Genomic DNA, 16,422 nt, shown 5'->3' on the forward strand with positions numbered 1-16,422 from the left:
TGGCTAAAGGATTTGGCTTAACGTAGTTAATTCGGACAAGCCCACCTCGCGAAGTGGGCTTTGCTTGGCTGATTTATCTGACCTAGCGATCCCGATCCAAGCTTTGCACCGTCAGATCCAGCGCCTTGTACATATCCAGGCGGGCGGACAGACCGATATCCGGGTGGTTCAGCTCGTTGGCCCGCTCCGATGGCAGTATCGGTGCGGTCAGATCATCCGCGTCTGTCGGCTCGAAATCGTACTCCTCCCCGATCGTCATGGCACTGCGGCGAAGTAGCATGCGTAACTGTGCCGGGGTAAGTTCGGGGTCAATTGACATCATTGCCGCTAATAGGCCAGCCACCAGCGGGGTCGCGTAGGACGTTCCGCAATGGGCTTCGCCTTGCTCACCCTCTACCAGGGAGGAGCCTCGTACACAGGCCGCTGCGGTTATATCCACCCGCATATCGATATTGGATGCATTCCGTTTGACCACATAGCGGGGATCTTCAACCTGCACATCCTCATCGCTGCGTTCATGCCCACCCACGACAAACAGTTGGTCGGTAATAAAAGAAGAGGGCAGGCGATAATCGTCACTTCCTGAAAATGACGACGCGTTGCCTGCTGAGTTCACGACGACTACGTCGGGGTGTTCGCGGCGCAGCCATAAGAAGAACTCTTCGAGCAGTTCTTCGTAACCGCTCATGGCGATGCCGGAACGCACCAGCGAATCGACCTCCTTCCCGTTAATGTCGATTGCCCCTACTCGGTGAATGCCCCAACTCCAGTTGAGTACGCGTACTCCGTCCTCTACCAGATTGACGGAAGCAGCAACATTAGCCGTTATGCCGGCATCTGAGTTGCGATCCACAATTACATCGAAGCCAGGGCCCACATCGTCCAGCCCGCGTAAAAAACCACTGTTGCCACCTTCGTTCCAGGCCGCGGAAAATACGCCAGCGACCGTTGTGCCATGCCCGTCGGGCTTAGCCGCATCGCGGGCGTACACGCAGGTTCTAGTGGAATCAGTGCGGCAGTCACCCAGGTAATCGGCAAAATCCGGGGCGTCAAAGTCCACCTCCCGCTCGATGACGCCAATACGGATGGGCTGCGTCTCGATATCCCCGCCGTGCCCCTGACGTGATAAGCGTCGCTGGTAATAGTTCACGGCATCCAGAAAACGATTCGACGCCCACTCCTGATTATCCGCAGCGGGCGGCTTTTCCGTTTCGCTCTCAATGCTCTCTTCTGCCCCCGACTCTTCGACCACCACCGCATCCACGCTCACTTCGCTGCCTAGCCTAAGTACCAGCGCGTCGCGCTCTTCCAGGTTGCGGGCGGGCAAGCGCAACTGATAGGTATTGAGCGGTGGGATCATACCGACGACTTCGGCGTCGTACTTCTCTGCCAAACGCTGGGCTTCCTCGGCACCGTCGTGGCTCTCTTCAATAATCAGGCTGATCAGATCCACGTAGGTGGTGATGCCATCCATGTTCTTCGCCACCTCTTGGTCGGTGGCGGCTACTACGTGGCTGCCGTTAAGGCTGAGCCAAACCGGGTTGCTGGACTGCTCACGCTGCTCAAACCACAGTGGGCCGCTTTGCGCATCAGCGCTGCTGATGCTTACACGCACCCGGTCGTTGTCGCGGGTGATCTCCTTTGGCTGAAGTGCTGTACCGTTCAGCTTTATCTGAAAGTCGTTGTTCTCAAGCCCACTGACGCTAAGACAGAACTCTTGTATATCCAGCGTCAGTAGATTGCCACAGCGCTGCAGTTGTTCGACTCGCAACGGCTGTTCAGCTTGCGCAGATTGCTCTGCAACCGCGACAGTTCCAATCAACATTAATGCCAGCGCTGAAACCAGCCGACCAGCGCCCAAATACGTTGCTGCCATATGACTACTCCAAACGCTATCCGATTGACTGCACGCAGCATAAACGCATTAACTGAACAGAACATGAACCCGTTTGGTACGAAAGGGGATCTATTGAGGCTTTAACGGCTAAAACGATAACGCAGTTTAGGCAGGGAGCGGGCAACAGGCGGCAGGCGGGTGGCCATAATCAGCGCAGCCATAGCGGCATACATTGCCCACTCCTGCATATCCGCGCGCACCACCCAGAAGAAGTGCAGCAGCACCAGCCCCAAAATGGCGTAAGAGAATTTGTGCAGCGACTTCCAGCGTTTGCCTAGGCGCTTCATCGACCACTTGTTAGACGTCGCCCCCAGCACGGAAAGGCCGATTAGCGCGATCATACCGACAATAATATACGGGCGCTTGACGATCTCACTACCCAGCAGTGCCCAGTTAAGCCCCAGAATAAACAACGCGTAACTGAGCATATGTAGGGTGGCGTAAGCCAGCGACCAAAGCCCTAACTGGCGCCGGATCAGCGCAAAGCCTTTCCAGCGGGTAAGCTTGGTCAGTGGGGTAAGGCTAAGGGTGAATAGCAGCAACCACAGCGCACCAATGCCGATATTCAATAGCAGGTAGCGCCCCGGTTCGGGGCCTGCGGCGTTATTCGCCACCTGCCAGCTCCAAAACAGTAGCGGTGCTAGCGCCGCCAGAAATACCGCGACGCGCCAGGCTAGCCATTTGTGCTGCGTTGCCATCAGTAGTTCTTCCTCAAATCTAACCCCGCATACATCTCGGCAACTTCGTCGGCGTAGCCGTTAAACATCAAGGTATCGATAGTGTTGGGGTTGAACAGGCTGTTGGGTAAACGCCGCTCGGTGGCTTGGCTCCAGCGGGGGTGGTCTACCTCTGGGTTAACGTTGGCATAAAAGCCGTACTCATCGGCGGCAATCTGCTGCCAGGAGTTGACCGGCTGCTCTTCTACCAGCGAGATGCGCACAATCGATTTGATACTCTTGAAGCCGTACTTCCAGGGCACTACCAGCCGTAGGGGCGCGCCATTTTGGTTAGGCAGTTCGCGGCCATACATGCCCATGGCCAGCAGCGTTAGCGGGTGCATGGCTTCGTCCAGGCGCAAGCCTTCCACGTAGGGCCAGTCGATGATTGAGAACGAGGAGCGCTGGCCACGCATCTGATCCGGGTCTACCAGGGTTTCAAAGCGTACGTACTTGGCTTTGCTGGTGGGGTCGGCGCGCTTGATGATTTCCGCCAGCGGAATGCCCAGCCAGGGGATGACCATCGACCACGCCTCGACGCAGCGCAGGCGGTAAATACGCTCTTCAAACTGCGAAGGCTTGGCGAAGTCCTCCAGGGCAAAACGCCCGCCGTTATTGACTTCGCCATCAACTACCACACTCCATGGCTCTGTTTGTAGGCTGCCCGCATGGCGGGCGGGGTCGCCCTTGTCAGTGCCGAACTCGAAAAAGTTGTTGTAGCCACTGGCGTCATCAAAGGGGGCGATTTTATCTTTGTCTGGATCGCTAGGGGTAATGGCCCGCCATTGGGTCTCGCTGATTTTCTCCTTTAACCAGGCTGGCGCATCGCCTTCAGGCACGTCCGAGTAGTCGGCGTTGGCACTGGCGTGACCGGATAGGGCAAGCCCTGCACCTAGGCCTGCCACACCGCCCATAAAGCGCCGCCTGGAGAGGTAGATAGATTCCGGCGTGACATCGGATTCGTGTAAGTCAATCGGTTTGGCAATCTTTATTAGCATTGGGTGTCTCCACTAAGGCCTTTGTGGGTAGCATACGAGGTGAGTGCAGCATTCGATATTAATGGGTGTAGTAAGTTCGCCAAAACTTACACAAAACCCTTACGATTTAAATTGAGCCTGTCGGGGTAGCTGGTCGCCCCGTGGTGAACTGTTGATAAGGAGTTCGTGTTCAGATGATCGAAGCCCGGGGATTGACCCGTATTCCTCTGCGTAATGCCGTCTTTGTTGCCTGCCTGATCCTGCTGTTGGTTTCGCTGGTGGGGGTGGTGTTTTCTTTAGCATGGCTTTGGGGCGTGGCGATTTTTGGCATGCTCGCTGGGCTGGGGCTTTATGATCTACGCCAAACGCGGCGAACGGTGAGCCGTAACTATCCTGTTCTGGCCCATTTTCGCTATGTTCTAGAGTCCATTGGGCCGGAAATACGTCAGTATTTCATCCAGTCTGATCTTGACGAACGACCATTTTCCCGCGAGCAGCGCGCTGTGGTCTATCAGCGTTCTAAAAATGAGAGCGATAAAAAGCCTTTTGGCTCCTTGCTGGACATGTATCAGCCGGGGCATGAGTGGATCAACCACTCGCTACTTCCCCAGGCTATCGAAAACAGTGACTTCAGGATTCGGGTGGGCGGTAGCCGCTGCAGCCAACCCTACCTGGCGAGTGTTTTCAATATTTCGGCCATGAGTTTCGGTTCGCTTTCGGGCAACGCTATCGAGGCGCTGAATGCGGGCGCTGGTAAAGGCGGTTTCTATCACGATACCGGTGAAGGCTCTATTTCCGGCTATCACCGCAAGCATGGAGGTGATCTCGTCTGGGAAATAGGCTCTGGTTACTTTGGCTGTCGCAACGACGATGGCTCGTTTAATGCGGAGCGCTTTGCAGCTAACGCCAGTGCCGATCAGGTGAAAATGATCGAAATCAAGCTTTCCCAGGGCGCCAAACCGGGGCATGGCGGTATATTGCCAGCGGCTAAGGTAACTGCCGAAATTGCCGAAGCGCGAGAAGTTCCCATGGGCCAGGACGTGATTTCACCCGCTGCCCATTCAGCTTTCTCGACGCCGCTGGAACTGATGGCATTCATTGCCCGCCTGCGTTCGCTTTCTGGGGGTAAACCGATCGGCTTCAAGCTGGCGATTGGCCACCCCTGGGAGTGGTTTGCGATCGTTAAGGCGATGCTAGAAACCGGCGAGCGGCCTGATTTTATAGTGGTGGACGGTGGCGAAGGAGGAACCGGTGCGGCACCGCTGGAGTTTATCAATCGTATAGGTGTGCCTTTAACAGAAGCCGTTACGCTGGTGCATAACACCCTGGTGGGGGCCGGGCTGCGCGAGGAGATTCGTATCGGCGCGGCGGGTAAGATTATGTCCGGTTTTCACATTGCCCGAACCATGGCACTAGGTGCTGATTGGTGCAATTCGGCCAGGGGCTTTATGTTTTCATTAGGATGTATTCAGGCGCTTAACTGCCATTCCGACAAATGCCCCAGCGGCGTGGCTACTCAAGACCCTAACCGCAGCCGCCATTTGGACATTGTCGATAAAACAGCGCGGGTCTACCACTTCCACCGCAATACCTTAAAAGCGCTGGCGGAAATGCTAGGTGCCGCAGGGCTTAGCCACCCTAGTGAGCTGGGGCCCGAGCACATTATCCGGCGTGTCTCGGAAAACGAGATTCAGTCCTACGATCAGATATTCACCTTCTTAAAACCCAATGAACTGCTCAATGCAAAGTGCGAGCACACGGTATTCAAGCACTATTGGGAAAATGCCCGAGCCGACTCCTTCCAGCCGCCTGCGCAGGTTGCTCGGTTGCGCTTTACTAAGTTGGAGTGATCGTGGCGCTTAGCCTAGATTACTTTGTTTCCACTGCGCCGTTTAGAAGGGAGCCCCCATGGCATCTACCCGCCGTGAACTGATACCACTGATTGAGCAGGGCGTGATACCACCTGAACAGGTGACGCGCGCAGTGCAAGCTTCTGGGCTGCACCCTTCGCCTCGCGCTTGGGCGCTGTTTATTGATCGCTTACTGCTGTGGCTAGGCGGACTGGCGCTGGCCTTCGCGGTGCTGTTTTTCATCGCTTATAACTGGGCTGAGATGGGCCGTTGGCTGCGCTTTGGCGTGGTGCAGGCAGCGATGGTGCTGGCGGTAGGCATCGCCGTTTGGCCCAAGGCCAGCCCGATGGTTCAACGTGTGGCGCTAACCTCGGCCACTTTATTGGTGGGCGTGCTGTTGGCGTTGTTCGGGCAGGTGTACCAAACCGGTGCCGACCCCTGGCAACTGTTTTTTACCTGGGCGCTGCTTGCTCTGCCCTGGGTCTGGGTGGCGCGCTTTGAGCTGCTCTGGGTGTTGTGGCTGGGGTTACTCAATTTGGTCGTCGGGCTCTATTTTCGTACCTGGGGCGGGCCGTTTGGCGTTTTGGTCAGTAGCGATGCCGCGCTTTGGGGGCTGTTTGGGCTCAATACCCTTGCCCTGGCGACATGGGAATGGGGTGCCCGTTGTCGGAACTGGTCACAGCAGTGGGTACTACGCTTGCTGGCGGTGGGTAGCGGGGTGCCTATGACGCTGTTAACGATGAGGTTGATAGTCGATGCAGGCCTCTTATGGTCGCCAGTGCTGGAGATTTACTCACTCTGGCTGGCGGTGCTGTATGGCGTTTATCGCTATTGGCGGCCTGACCTGTTTATGATCGCGGGCGGCTGTGTCTCGGCGTTAACGGTGACCACACTGCTGCTTGCCAGGCTGTTGCTCTGGGAAGGCGATTGGCAAGAGGGAAGTCTGCTGCTGATCACCATCGCGGTACTGGCGATGGGCGCTGGGGCCGTGGTATGGCTAAAGCGGCTACATCGGGAGATTTCCCAGTGACGAACAACGTTAATGATTTAAGCGTTAGGCTGAGCCAAGCGGGTATTCCGTTAAACGAGCCTACCTCCCCAGCGCAGTTGCAAACGCTTTGGTTTGTACGTGCGCTGCAGGCCTTTTCAGGCTGGTTAGCGGCGCTATTTCTGCTCGGCTTTATCGCCATGGGCGTGGTGTTCGTGGTGGAGAGCCCCGCCGCGTCGTTGGGCCTGGGGCTTGTGATGATCGGTGCGGCTTATGGGCTGTTTTGCAAAGCTCGCGGTGATGTGCTCGAGCACTTGGCGCTTGCGGTTAGCTTAGCCGGGCAACTGCTAATAGCGTGGGCGCTGGTCGAGTTCTGGAATGTGTCCACTTATTTGTGGTGGTCGCTGCTGGCCTTACAGTGCGCACTGGCGCTGGTAATGCCAAGCCAAACTCATCGCACCTTTTCAGCCTTTGCCGCCAGCTTGGCGCTCTATATGGCTTTGGCAGTGAACGCTATGGCGCCAGCAGCGGGTGGATTGGTGCTGTTGGCATTGGCGCTGCTCTGGCTGAATGAGTTTCGCTGTTCTGGCCGTATTCAAGATGTGCAAGCATGGGGCTACGGCCTGTTGATAGGCCTCTTGATGATGCAGGGATTAGCGCATAGCGGCCACTCCTTTGCCTTCTGGTTTGACGCACAGAGCACTAACGCTTTTGCATGGTCAGCACCCTGGTTGAACGCCGTGTTAGTGGCACTCTCTCTGGCGTTGCTGCTCTATACTATCCCTCATTCCAAAACCCATTGGGGGTTGTATCTCAGTCCTTTAGCGCTGCTGTTGGTCTCATTTTATGCACCGAGTGTGGGCCAAGGTTTGGTCGTCGTACTGTTAGGGTTCGCGATCGGGCATCGCCTAGTGCTGGGGCTTGGAGTGCTTTCTCTGCTGATGGGCATTGGCAGCTATTACTACTGGCTGAACGCAACACTGTTAACCAAGGCTCTAACGTTGCTGGTGTTGGGGGGAGGGCTGCTGGCGCTACGTTGGACGCTGCTCAAGTGGTTGAGCGTAGAGGAAAATAGTCCGTCGACCTCTGTGGAAGGACATGGGCAATGATGCTGAAAGCCAAGCGAAATCGCTGGATCATAGTGTTAACCACCGTCGTTGTGTTGATGGCGGTGAACTGGGCCGTTTGGCAGAAAGAGCGTCATTTATCCGAGGGAGAAATTGTTTACCTGGAGCTGGCGCCTGTCGACCCGCGCTCATTGATGCAGGGCGACTATATGGCGCTAAACTTTGCGCTGGGTAACCAAATTCAAAGCGCGCTTTATCAGAGTGAGCGTGATGAAGACTCGCTGAAAGCTCTTAACGGCTATGTAGTGGTGCGTTTGGATGAACAGCGTATCGCTCACTTTCAGCGCTTGGATGAAGGTACTTCTTTACGCGACGACGAACGGCGCCTTCGCTACCGGCTACGCAATGGTCAGGTACGCTTTGCCACCGATGCGTTTTTCTTTCAGGAGGGGCACGGTGAGCGCTATGAGCCAGCGCGTTATGGTCAGTTTAGGGTGAATACCAAGGGCGAGCCCTTGCTGGTGGCTTTATACAATGCAGAATTAACTAAGTTAGGAGAAAGCGTTAAGTAAAATTTACTTTATCTGGCGAGCTGTTCTCATTCCACTTTTCACTATTGCATTCTGTCTTGCTTCATTCAGTAAGGTAGGCTGTACTTTGTTCCTCCACTGACATGGATAGTCCAGTAATGACGCTGGACTGGCTCGATAGGGCCGGTCGGTGGGTAGTCAAACTGACCCACTTCAATGAATAAGGCATTTATGAAAGCAAACAGCTCGTGGCTCGCATGGGTTTTGTTGGTGATGGCACTGACCTTTTCCAACCTATGCGCGGCACAAACTCAAGGAGGAGAGAGCGAAAGTGAGCGGTGGTTTACCATCGATGCGTTAAATACGGGGCTTGGTGAACCTCCCGAAGAGGCAAACCGAGTAACACCGCGAGAATCGATCAGGAGTTTTTTGCACCTCACGGGCCAGGAAGAGTATGCAGCCGCTGCCCATATGCTCAACCTTTCCGAGTTCTCAGAGGATGAGCAACGCGAGCAAGGGGGTGAGCTCGCCCGGCAACTGGCAGAGATTTTTCAACGCGGCGAGTGGTTGAGCGTTTCCGATCTGCCCGGTCGCGAAGACGCGGTGATTGAAGATCCCGCAGGCCAAAACCCCCGCGTTGGCGAGACCCGTCGCAACGTTGAGGTCTCCTCTTTAAAAGCCGATGGCGAAACCTACGATATCCGCTTGGGTCGATACCGCGTGGGTGACCAGGAGCCAGTCTGGCTAATCATGCCTATCAGTGTGTCTTATATTCCGGCGCTGTATGAACAGTACGGCCCCTCAGCTCTGGAAAGCTATATTCCCGAACGCTTCCAGGCCTCGTTTGGCGTCCTGAGAATTTGGGAATGGATCGCGATTCCCTTGTTTGTGCTATTTATCGGGCTCGTAGGGTGGGGAGTTCACCGTCTGATCAGCTTGATGTCGAAATGGTTACCTTCAGGAGTGTCGAGCATTTTTGCCAGCCAAATCGGTATGCCTGGGGCGCTGATTGCAATGTCGCTGGTTACCCAGATGGTGCTGGATTATGTGGTGTCGTTTTCTGCGGTTGCCACCACAACCTTTCGGGTGCTGTTAATCAGTATTATGGCCTGGGGAGTCGGCACGATTGCGTTGCGCTTAGTGGATACCATTATGCTGCGTTTAACGCGGCGTATTGTGGGTGAAATCGATGATACCAAGCCCAGAGACGAACGCAGACTGCTAACGTCGCTCTACGCGTTGCGCCGGGTCATTATTCTGATCACCGTTACTGGCGTGTCCATCTACATACTGGGTCAGGTTCAGCTTTTCGAAACTCTTGGCTTATCGATTCTGGCGTCTGCCAGTGTATTGGCCGTATTAGTGGGTGTGGCGGGCCAAACGGTACTTGGCAATATCCTCGCTTCATTTCAGTTATCGTTTGCTAAACCCATTCGCATTGGCGATTTGGTGATCTTTGAAGACGAGTGGTGCTATGTCGAAGGTATCTTTTATACCTTTATCCGGTTGAGGTCATGGGATGAGCGGCGTTTGATTGTGCCCGTTACCTATTTTACTTCTAAGCCATTCGACAATTTGTCGGTAAAAAGTACCAAGATGTACCGGTCATTGACGCTGACGCTTCACTTAAGCGCCGATATAGGACTGTTAAGAGAGAAATTTATCGAGGTCGCCAAAGAAGAAGACAGCGTTATCGAACACCATAAGCTGCTCTGCTACGTAACGGCACAAACAGGAACGGCGCAAACCGTCACTTGTTACCTCATGACCTCAGACCCTCAGACCCTTTGGCGGGTTGGACAGCGGAAATGAATGTGCGCGAGAAGCTGCTGGCGTTTATCCGCGATAACCATCCAGAGTGGTGGCCACGTGAAATTGTGGTTATCAGCCACAACGATATCGCCCGAGGGGCGCAAGGAAAAAGCTCGGAGGGAGTGGGTAGTGTTGAGGTCAAACCATTTGAATAAAGGGTGTTTGTGCAGCGGCAGATAACGCTTTCGCGTATTTTACCCATAAAGTAGTCTTGTTATGACAAGGGTAAGTGGAAAAAGGAGTGACTATGCACGCACTCGTTGAGCAAGCGACGGAACACTGGGTTTATCTTGCCCCTCTTCTTAGCGATCCACATTCCGAAGCTGAATACGATGCCCGGGTCGAGGCGCTTGATGAAATTCTTGATCTTGTCGGTGACGATGAGACACACCCACTTGTCGGCCTGGCGAATCGCTTGGGTGATATCATTGAGTCCTATGATGAAGCACATCGCCCGATGCCTGAGGTGTCTGGAAGTGAGGTACTTCGCTACCTTATGCAAGAGCATGGGATAGCGCAGAGCGAGCTACCTGAAGTTGGCGCTCAATCAGTGGTGTCTGAAGTTCTCAGTGGGCGCCGCAAGCTGAACTGGCGCCAAATCTGCGAGCTTTCGGAACGGTTTGGCATCGCTACCGACTCGTTTAAAGAACCCAGGGAAAAACTACGCGTTTTGACCTGATAAAGCCTTATGGCGCTTAGACTACCTCTAGCGGTATATCGACGCCGAACTGCTGCAACATACGTCGGAATGTCTCAACATCATAGGCCTCGCTTTCTGTCACCAGACCTTGAATTTGGCCTGTGCCCGGCGTGCCATCGCCTAATCCAGCGACAATCGATTCGGCGGGGTCGAGGAATCGGCAACTGGGTCTCGCCGCTTCGAAGAAGGAGCGAAGCCATGGTAAATGCGTGCTGGAAAGTGTCAGCGTGTCGATATCGGGGTGCTGCCGGAAGACGCTGTCGATAAAAGCAGTGACCGCTTTCTGCGTCGCTTTTGGGTCGAAGAGAAAGGCGCCATTCTCGACAAGCTCCACCATGGACGAAGCATTGATCAGGCTGACATTCTCCGGGTGGGGTGCATGGCGAGCTATGAACTGCTTGAGCGGCGAGCTTTCGATGAGTGAATGCACCCCCATGATGCCGATCTTGCCGCTCGCCGACATAGCGAGTGCTTCTTCGATGGGCGGGTAGACGCCGAACAATGGCACCAAGGTGCTTTGGCGAACATCATCCAGCACCATGATAGACGGTGCGTTCGATGCGATGACGATGGCAGAGGGTGCATAGCCCTCAAGAAAACGCAGTGTGCGATGCATGACAGCGAGTAGCTCTTCACGCCCTTTGCTCCCATAAGGAAAGCTCGCCCGATCAGCGAAATAAACAATATCCTGTTTGGGAAGGCGTTTATGTATCTCGGCAACAATGGCATAGCTGCCAATGCCAGCGTCGAAAACAGCGATTGGCTGGTGCATAGTAATATCCTGGGTGTCGGCTAAAGTCTAATGATCCATAATATTCTAATGCGATGGAAGCGTCATTTTTAGCTACTATGCTAGTTAAACTTTATACGATGCTGGGGCACGGCACTAAATGAAACCATTCGCCTGGCCACCTAGATAAATAGGAAAATTGTGCTCAGTGTGTGAATAAAGAACTTTTTTGCTATCATTGATGAAAATCCATCTCTCTGAGGTGCGCCATGCCAGCTCTTACTCAAACAAAGCCCACCCCCGAAATGGTGCTAGCTAAAGCAGTTTTGCGTGCTGCTGAGCAATTGGGTTTATCGCAGTCTGATTTGGCAGAGGTGCTAGGCGTACACCGCACGACTATTACCCAACTTAAAAAAAGCCTGAAGCTTGACCCGAACTCTAAGCAGGGTGAACTAGCTCTGCTGCTTATCCGCTTGGCTCGAGCATTATTCGCTCTTACCGGAGGCGACCAAACATGGATTCAGCATTTTATGCGAACATCCAATCGTGTTACTGGTGGCATCCCGGCCGAGCAGGTAACACGTTTGGAGGGGCTGTTTGCGGTACTGAGATTCGTGGATGGTATGCGGGGTAAAGTGTGAGTGTGTGGGAAGCCTGTGGCGGCGCGCGAAATATTAAACCTATTTCCGGAACCCTTTATCGACTGGTGGAAAGTCAGGAGCAAGTCGCAACGCTTAGCTATGTCGACACGTTAGAAGAGCAGGAGATGCTTGAAGCACTGCTTGAAACTGCTAAACCGCCTTACCCTGAACAGGAGCGAGACCTGCACTATCTTCTAAAAACCCCTTTTCGGTATCCCCCTCTCAAATGGGGGTCACGTTTTGGCCGTGTGTTTGAGCCAAGCATTTTCTACGGTGGTAAGGGCATTGCTACCACTCTCGCTGAATCTGCCTACTACCGACTGGTTTTCTGGTACTCCATGGAAGGTGATCCCGTTACTGCCTCGCTGCGCTCAGAGCACACACTCTTTTCTGTAGACTATGCCGCTAAACGGGGAGTGAGGCTATACGCAGGCTTCTTTGTCGACCACCTTGCGGTACTGAAACATCCAGTTGATTACGCCCCGTGTCAGCAATTGGGTAGCGCAATGCGTGGGGCAGGCGTTGAGGCGTTTGAGTATGCCTCCGCAAGAGATATTCAGGGTGGTGCGTGCGTGGGCTTGTTTACCCCTGATGCGCTTGCCCAGCATGAGCCAGCCGATATGCGCCCTTGGCTTTGCGTTACAAGTGCCGCTCAAGTGTCATTTAAACGCAAAGACGCATCAGGCGTTTATACCTACCACCTGGATGATTTTCTTCACCAAGGCGTGTTGCCTTTCCCTGCTTAGTGAACGGCTTTCCGAGCAGGGTTTGACAAAAAGTTAGTTTGGATGAATCAGAAAACAAGGAAGGAATGGTTGTCTAAATGCCTTTAAATATCGTGCAGCGTTTGCTACCCGGCTGGGGCGTTACTTATGGCCCGCCGGGCGATGGCTCTTTTCCAGCCGTCATGTTGTTGCATGGTTCTGAAGGCGCGTGGGCAGGGTGGAGCCATCGTGATGCGATGCTATTCGCCGCCCATGGCTTCTTGGCGTTCCCTTATGGCTATTCAAGCGGCGGTAATGCATGGAATGCGGGGCATATTATCGACCACCCACTGGATCGCAGCGTGGAGGCATTTAAAGCCCTACGAGAATTCCAGTTCGCTGATGAGCGAGTAGGGCTTTATGGTATTTCACGCGGCGCCGAGCATGCATTATTGCTCGGCTCACTGATGGCAAGAGATAAGATCGAAGGTATGCCTGATGCCATTGCCGCGCATAGCCCTCCAGATGTTGTATGCGGGGCCTTTGATGCACGTAGTTTTCGCGATGGAGGGGATCCAGGCTGGCAAGCCTGGGATGTCAGCAAACGCGCCTGGACATGGCGCGATAGTCACGAAGGCTTGCTACCGACCACGTCGATCGAAATCGAACGCTACCCAGGGCCGCTACTGCTTTCCCATGGCACCAAAGACCGAATGTGGTCGGTGGAAATGACCAAACGCCTGGAACAACGCCTGCGCGAGCATGGCCGCGCCCCGGAAGTGCACTACTACGAAGGTGAAGATCATATACCCAGTAGCTCTGGGCAGAATGCACACTGCCAACTACTGCTAGATTTTTTCTCAAAGCATTTGATAAAACCTTAAAAATAGAAGCGCGAACAGCCCCATAGTTGCTAGCGGTGCCATCACAAAACAGCCAACTACATTAATGTAGTCGGCTGTTTTGCTGTCCTGCTGTTTAAATTATGGCCTAACGGCGGTAACTTCGATCTCTACCAGCCAGCCGGGGTTGACCAGCGCATCGACGACCATGGCGGAGCGCACAGGGAGGTTAGGCTGCTCTTCGGTGCCAAAGAATTGTGTATATCCCGCCATGAAGCCTTTGAAATCGACGGTCTCACCCTCAGGGGCTACAAGAAACGCCTGCATTTTGACGATATCGCCGACACCTAAACCGAGACCTTCCAGGTTCGACTTAATGCGGTTCATAACCGTGACCGTTTGTTCTTCGGTTGTTCCAAACGCCTCCATACTATTTGGATCAGCATCTTCATTAATGATGCTAGGAACAGTGCCACTGAGATAAACCGTTGTACTATCGGAAGGGATTTCAACCGCCTGCAGTATAGGGAAATCTGAATTGGGAATGGGGTGGCGAATAATGTCTTCAGCAAGAGCCGAGCCCGCATAAGCAGAAAGAAGTGTTAGGCCAATAATCGTGCTTTTAAAACTCATCATATATTTCCTTTTGGGAGTAAGAACGCGTTTTGCGTTGCTTAAGGCTTAGCGAAAAGCCTTAGCGCATGTTCTTAACCAGTTCTGTACTGGCTTCGTTATCAGTGTAGTTATTACCAAAGTTGGTGCGGATAAAGTTCACCACCGAAGCAACTTGCTCGTCATCCAGTAAGCCGCCTAGCGGGGGCATGGCTTTATGTCCGTGAATAACAAGGCTGATAGGGTAAGCGGTCGCCATTAAGCTGGGATTGTTAGCAAGCGCTGGATATTCTCCTGCCCCTTTGGCGCCTTGCCCATTGGGCATGTGACAACCGGCGCAAACGCCCGCATAGATGGAAGCCCCGTCGGTTTGAGTTAACGTAGAAGGGTCATCGAACCAAGTGGTGATATCAATAGAGGTCTCCTGGGCGATGGCCGGCATTGAGAGAAAGAGTGCTGCCATTGATGTGAATAGCATTTTCATAATCACAGACTCCTCAAATCTCAGTAATGGTGGTATGTAGGCGTTCGACTGTATCCAGAGCGGAGAGTACGGCCCCTTCCATCCACGCAGGTAGATACGAAATATGCTCACCTGCCATTAGCGTTCGTCCATCCATTGCAGTGGCATCCTGGTAGTCCGCTTCACGGTCTTGCCACAGGCCATAGCAGCCTAAGGTCCATGGAACACGATGCCATGCGACTGAAGCGCCGGTTTTGAACTCATCGTAATATTGAGGGTGAATCTGCGAACCGTATTCCATCACTTTGTCGATACGTTCTTCGGGGGAGAGGGCGTTAAATTGATAGGCGTAGGCGCCCCAGGGGTAAGCCGCTAAAAGGACTCCTGGGCCATCGCTAAACATGTTGTAGGGGGGTAAGAAATTAAAGTAATGGGAAGATTGGTATAGCTAATGCCGCCATAGATATGTTCGTCCTCTTCCCAGAAGCGCCGCTTAAACTCAATTCCAGCCTTGAAGGCTGATGCATAGGGCATTGAATCAATGATCTTGCTCATGCGAGGTGAAAAGTCATGGTCAATCTGGCTAAGCACGGAAAACGGAATGGTGCAGATACAGTAATCGGCCGTTTCTGTCTGCTCATTGCTACCACTATCGGCAGATATCCAAGAGGCGGTTACTTGGTCGCCTTCGTGGCGTATGCGAGTCACTTTCGCGTTGTAGGTAATCAGCTCGCCAACCTGTTCTTCAAACCCTTTTGCAATCATGTCCATTCCACCCACCGGCTGGAAAATGGTGGACTGCATGTGCAAATTATCGCCAGTGGTAAGGTTACGCCATAACGTTGAGTTTAGTATTTCTGAGAGTGAGTTGACCTGAGATGGCTCAGGCTTTCCATCAACACCGCCGCCTTCAGGGTGACTCCAACCTCGGAAAGTGGAGGACTCGCTGCCCGTTATATAATCTAAGTTGTCATTTAATGCGCCATAGCGTTTAAGTGCGGCAACGAGCTTTTCTGCATCTTCAACACTAACTGCCTCATCTAGCCCCTGTTGATCAACGACTTTGGCAAGTAGCTCTGCAACGTGACCTCTGAAATCGGTGGCCACTTCCTTGAAGCGTTGAGGCTGACCATCAAAGGCTTCTGAGTCGTGTAAGTAAGCGTTGTAATTGACCTGAATAAAGGGTTCTAGTTTCACTCCAAAGCGTTTGCAGTAATCCAATACGGCGAAGTGATCCGAAGGGATTCGCCATGGGCCAGGATTTAAGTAGTTGCCTTCAGCAAAATCGATATGCTGGGTAAAACCGCCTAACTCGGTGTAGCTATCTCCACCGCGTAACGTCCAGCAGCGGCCACCTGCTTTATCGCGATACTCCAGCACTTTGACATTATAACCAGCGTTGCGCAGTTCAAAGGCTGCCGTCATACCGGCTAAGCCAGCCCCTAAGATTAATATATTGGTATTGTCAGGGGCTCCCTGTAGGTTTAAGCGCCCTCGCCAATTAGACTGAGATGCAAAGCCCATTGTGCTCATTGCGGAATACATGGCCGCAGCTCCCGCCACCGCGCCCACCATGCCTAAAAAAGATCGACGCGTTACACCTTCTGGATTGAATGACATTGCTACCTCACTATGAAGTCATAGGCAGGCAAGTAGAGTCCTTTCAGTAACGTGATGTCGTCCTACTGCAGCAGGCGCTGCGTTGAATTAATCTTCAGGGCTCTAATTATCCGGCCAATATACGTAATATCTGAACGTATGCAGGTGATGTGCCAAATTAAATTAACCCTTTGTTTTTATTATATAAGTAAAAGTTTATACATGATTTTAAGGAAACACGCACCGATAAAAACGTCCAACTTAGTGCGCATTTCTAGGGGGATCTCCTTTTTG

At 53.3% G+C, this 16,422-nt stretch carries 16 protein-coding genes and 1 pseudogene; 9 read left to right on the plus strand and 8 right to left on the minus strand.

Features of this window, described 5'->3' with window-relative positions; genetic code table 11:
- Positions 1 to 82: 82 nt before the first annotated feature.
- The 3 genes from E0L35_RS04115 to msrP form a co-directional block, all read right to left on the minus strand.
- The gene (locus E0L35_RS04115; RefSeq protein ID WP_138799694.1) at positions 83 to 1,876 is read right to left on the minus strand and encodes a S8/S53 family peptidase; all 1,794 of its coding nucleotides are present in this window, start codon (positions 1,874 to 1,876) and stop codon (positions 83 to 85) included.
- Between the two features lie 101 nt (positions 1,877 to 1,977).
- Positions 1,978 to 2,595, minus strand: a complete 618-nt coding sequence (gene msrQ / locus E0L35_RS04120; RefSeq protein ID WP_138799695.1) for a protein-methionine-sulfoxide reductase heme-binding subunit MsrQ — start codon at positions 2,593 to 2,595, stop codon at positions 1,978 to 1,980.
- Positions 2,595 to 3,611 carry a protein-methionine-sulfoxide reductase catalytic subunit MsrP gene (msrP, locus tag E0L35_RS04125; protein WP_138799696.1) on the minus strand — a complete coding sequence of 339 codons (1,017 nt, stop codon included), beginning with the start codon at positions 3,609 to 3,611 and terminating at the stop codon, positions 2,595 to 2,597. Before msrP ends, msrQ begins: the two co-directional genes overlap by 1 nt.
- Before the next feature lie 173 nt (positions 3,612 to 3,784).
- On the opposite strand from msrP, the gene E0L35_RS04130 reads away from it, so the two are divergent.
- From E0L35_RS04130 to E0L35_RS04155, 6 genes and pseudogenes are all read left to right on the plus strand, one after another.
- Positions 3,785 to 5,440, plus strand: coding sequence for an FMN-binding glutamate synthase family protein (locus tag E0L35_RS04130; RefSeq protein WP_022519617.1), 1,656 nt, complete (start codon positions 3,785 to 3,787; stop codon positions 5,438 to 5,440).
- A 58-nt stretch (positions 5,441 to 5,498) separates the two neighbouring features.
- The gene (locus E0L35_RS04135; RefSeq protein ID WP_138799697.1) at positions 5,499 to 6,470 is read left to right on the plus strand and encodes a DUF2157 domain-containing protein; all 972 of its coding nucleotides are present in this window, start codon (positions 5,499 to 5,501) and stop codon (positions 6,468 to 6,470) included.
- Positions 6,467 to 7,537, plus strand: coding sequence for a DUF4401 domain-containing protein (locus tag E0L35_RS04140; RefSeq protein ID WP_138799698.1), 1,071 nt, complete (start codon positions 6,467 to 6,469; stop codon positions 7,535 to 7,537). The genes E0L35_RS04135 and E0L35_RS04140 overlap by 4 nt, the downstream gene beginning before the upstream one ends.
- Positions 7,534 to 8,067: a GDYXXLXY domain-containing protein gene (locus tag E0L35_RS04145; protein ID WP_138799699.1), complete on the plus strand. Its 534-nt coding sequence runs from the start codon at positions 7,534 to 7,536 to the stop codon at positions 8,065 to 8,067. The genes E0L35_RS04140 and E0L35_RS04145 overlap by 4 nt, the downstream gene beginning before the upstream one ends.
- Before the next feature lie 189 nt (positions 8,068 to 8,256).
- A pseudogene (locus E0L35_RS04150) lies at positions 8,257 to 9,992 on the plus strand (mechanosensitive ion channel domain-containing protein).
- 92 nt (positions 9,993 to 10,084) lie between these two features.
- Positions 10,085 to 10,516: a transcriptional regulator gene (locus E0L35_RS04155; RefSeq protein WP_022519612.1), complete on the plus strand. Its 432-nt coding sequence runs from the start codon at positions 10,085 to 10,087 to the stop codon at positions 10,514 to 10,516.
- 16 nt (positions 10,517 to 10,532) lie between these two features.
- On the opposite strand, the gene E0L35_RS04160 is transcribed toward E0L35_RS04155, so the two are convergent.
- Entirely contained in the window at positions 10,533 to 11,309 is a 777-nt protein-coding gene (locus E0L35_RS04160; RefSeq protein ID WP_138799700.1) for an aspartate/glutamate racemase family protein, read from the minus strand.
- Positions 11,310 to 11,536: 227 nt separating this feature from the next.
- Between E0L35_RS04160 and E0L35_RS04165 the strand changes: the two genes are divergently transcribed.
- From E0L35_RS04165 to E0L35_RS04175, 3 genes are all read left to right on the plus strand, one after another.
- Positions 11,537 to 11,908: an antitoxin Xre-like helix-turn-helix domain-containing protein gene (locus E0L35_RS04165; RefSeq protein ID WP_022519610.1), complete on the plus strand. Its 372-nt coding sequence runs from the start codon at positions 11,537 to 11,539 to the stop codon at positions 11,906 to 11,908.
- Complete coding sequence (locus E0L35_RS04170) at positions 11,905 to 12,654, plus strand: RES family NAD+ phosphorylase (protein WP_022519609.1); 750 nt, start codon at positions 11,905 to 11,907, stop codon at positions 12,652 to 12,654. The genes E0L35_RS04165 and E0L35_RS04170 overlap by 4 nt, the downstream gene beginning before the upstream one ends.
- Positions 12,655 to 12,731: 77 nt before the next feature.
- The gene (locus E0L35_RS04175; protein ID WP_138799701.1) at positions 12,732 to 13,496 is read left to right on the plus strand and encodes an acyl-CoA thioester hydrolase/BAAT C-terminal domain-containing protein; all 765 of its coding nucleotides are present in this window, start codon (positions 12,732 to 12,734) and stop codon (positions 13,494 to 13,496) included.
- A gap of 99 nt (positions 13,497 to 13,595) precedes the next feature.
- Here the strand turns inward: E0L35_RS04175 and E0L35_RS04180 are convergent, their stop codons facing one another.
- From E0L35_RS04180 to E0L35_RS04190, 4 genes are all read right to left on the minus strand, one after another.
- A complete protein-coding gene (locus tag E0L35_RS04180; RefSeq protein ID WP_035538940.1) occupies positions 13,596 to 14,087 on the minus strand; it encodes a RidA family protein in 492 nt (163 codons plus the stop codon).
- 61 nt (positions 14,088 to 14,148) lie between these two features.
- The gene (locus E0L35_RS04185) at positions 14,149 to 14,550 is read right to left on the minus strand and encodes a cytochrome c (RefSeq protein ID WP_138799702.1); all 402 of its coding nucleotides are present in this window, start codon (positions 14,548 to 14,550) and stop codon (positions 14,149 to 14,151) included.
- 13 nt (positions 14,551 to 14,563) lie between these two features.
- The gene (locus E0L35_RS26435) at positions 14,564 to 14,932 is read right to left on the minus strand and encodes an FAD-dependent oxidoreductase (RefSeq protein ID WP_212751656.1); all 369 of its coding nucleotides are present in this window, start codon (positions 14,930 to 14,932) and stop codon (positions 14,564 to 14,566) included.
- Entirely contained in the window at positions 14,902 to 16,149 is a 1,248-nt protein-coding gene (locus E0L35_RS04190) for a flavin monoamine oxidase family protein (protein WP_212751657.1), read from the minus strand. The genes E0L35_RS26435 and E0L35_RS04190 overlap by 31 nt, the downstream gene beginning before the upstream one ends.
- Positions 16,150 to 16,422: the final 273 nt, after the last annotated feature.

Origin of the sequence: Halomonas sp. ATBC28 (assembly GCF_005937175.1) — a bacterium.
Classification (GTDB): domain Bacteria; phylum Pseudomonadota; class Gammaproteobacteria; order Pseudomonadales; family Halomonadaceae; genus Vreelandella; species Vreelandella titanicae.

Excerpts from the sequence above, each read along its gene's own strand:
- E0L35_RS04165 (WP_022519610.1), top strand. The coding sequence starts at position 11,537 with ATGCCAGCTCTTACTCAAACAAAGCCCACCCCCGAAATGGTGCTAGCT.
- E0L35_RS04175 (WP_138799701.1), top strand. The coding sequence starts at position 12,732 with ATGCCTTTAAATATCGTGCAGCGTTTGCTACCCGGCTGGGGCGTTACT.
- msrQ (WP_138799695.1), bottom strand. The coding sequence starts at position 2,595 with ATGGCAACGCAGCACAAATGGCTAGCCTGGCGCGTCGCGGTATTTCTG.
- E0L35_RS04135 (WP_138799697.1), top strand. The coding sequence starts at position 5,499 with ATGGCATCTACCCGCCGTGAACTGATACCACTGATTGAGCAGGGCGTG.
- E0L35_RS26435 (WP_212751656.1), bottom strand. The coding sequence starts at position 14,932 with ATGTTTAGCGATGGCCCAGGAGTCCTTTTAGCGGCTTACCCCTGGGGC.
- E0L35_RS04160 (WP_138799700.1), bottom strand. The coding sequence starts at position 11,309 with ATGCACCAGCCAATCGCTGTTTTCGACGCTGGCATTGGCAGCTATGCC.
- msrP (WP_138799696.1), bottom strand. The coding sequence starts at position 3,611 with ATGCTAATAAAGATTGCCAAACCGATTGACTTACACGAATCCGATGTC.
- E0L35_RS04115 (WP_138799694.1), bottom strand. The coding sequence starts at position 1,876 with ATGGCAGCAACGTATTTGGGCGCTGGTCGGCTGGTTTCAGCGCTGGCA.
- E0L35_RS04130 (WP_022519617.1), top strand. The coding sequence starts at position 3,785 with ATGATCGAAGCCCGGGGATTGACCCGTATTCCTCTGCGTAATGCCGTC.
- E0L35_RS04145 (WP_138799699.1), top strand. The coding sequence starts at position 7,534 with ATGATGCTGAAAGCCAAGCGAAATCGCTGGATCATAGTGTTAACCACC.
- E0L35_RS04180 (WP_035538940.1), bottom strand. The coding sequence starts at position 14,087 with ATGAGTTTTAAAAGCACGATTATTGGCCTAACACTTCTTTCTGCTTAT.
- E0L35_RS04155 (WP_022519612.1), top strand. The coding sequence starts at position 10,085 with ATGCACGCACTCGTTGAGCAAGCGACGGAACACTGGGTTTATCTTGCC.
- E0L35_RS04190 (WP_212751657.1), bottom strand. The coding sequence starts at position 16,149 with ATGTCATTCAATCCAGAAGGTGTAACGCGTCGATCTTTTTTAGGCATG.
- E0L35_RS04185 (WP_138799702.1), bottom strand. The coding sequence starts at position 14,550 with ATGAAAATGCTATTCACATCAATGGCAGCACTCTTTCTCTCAATGCCG.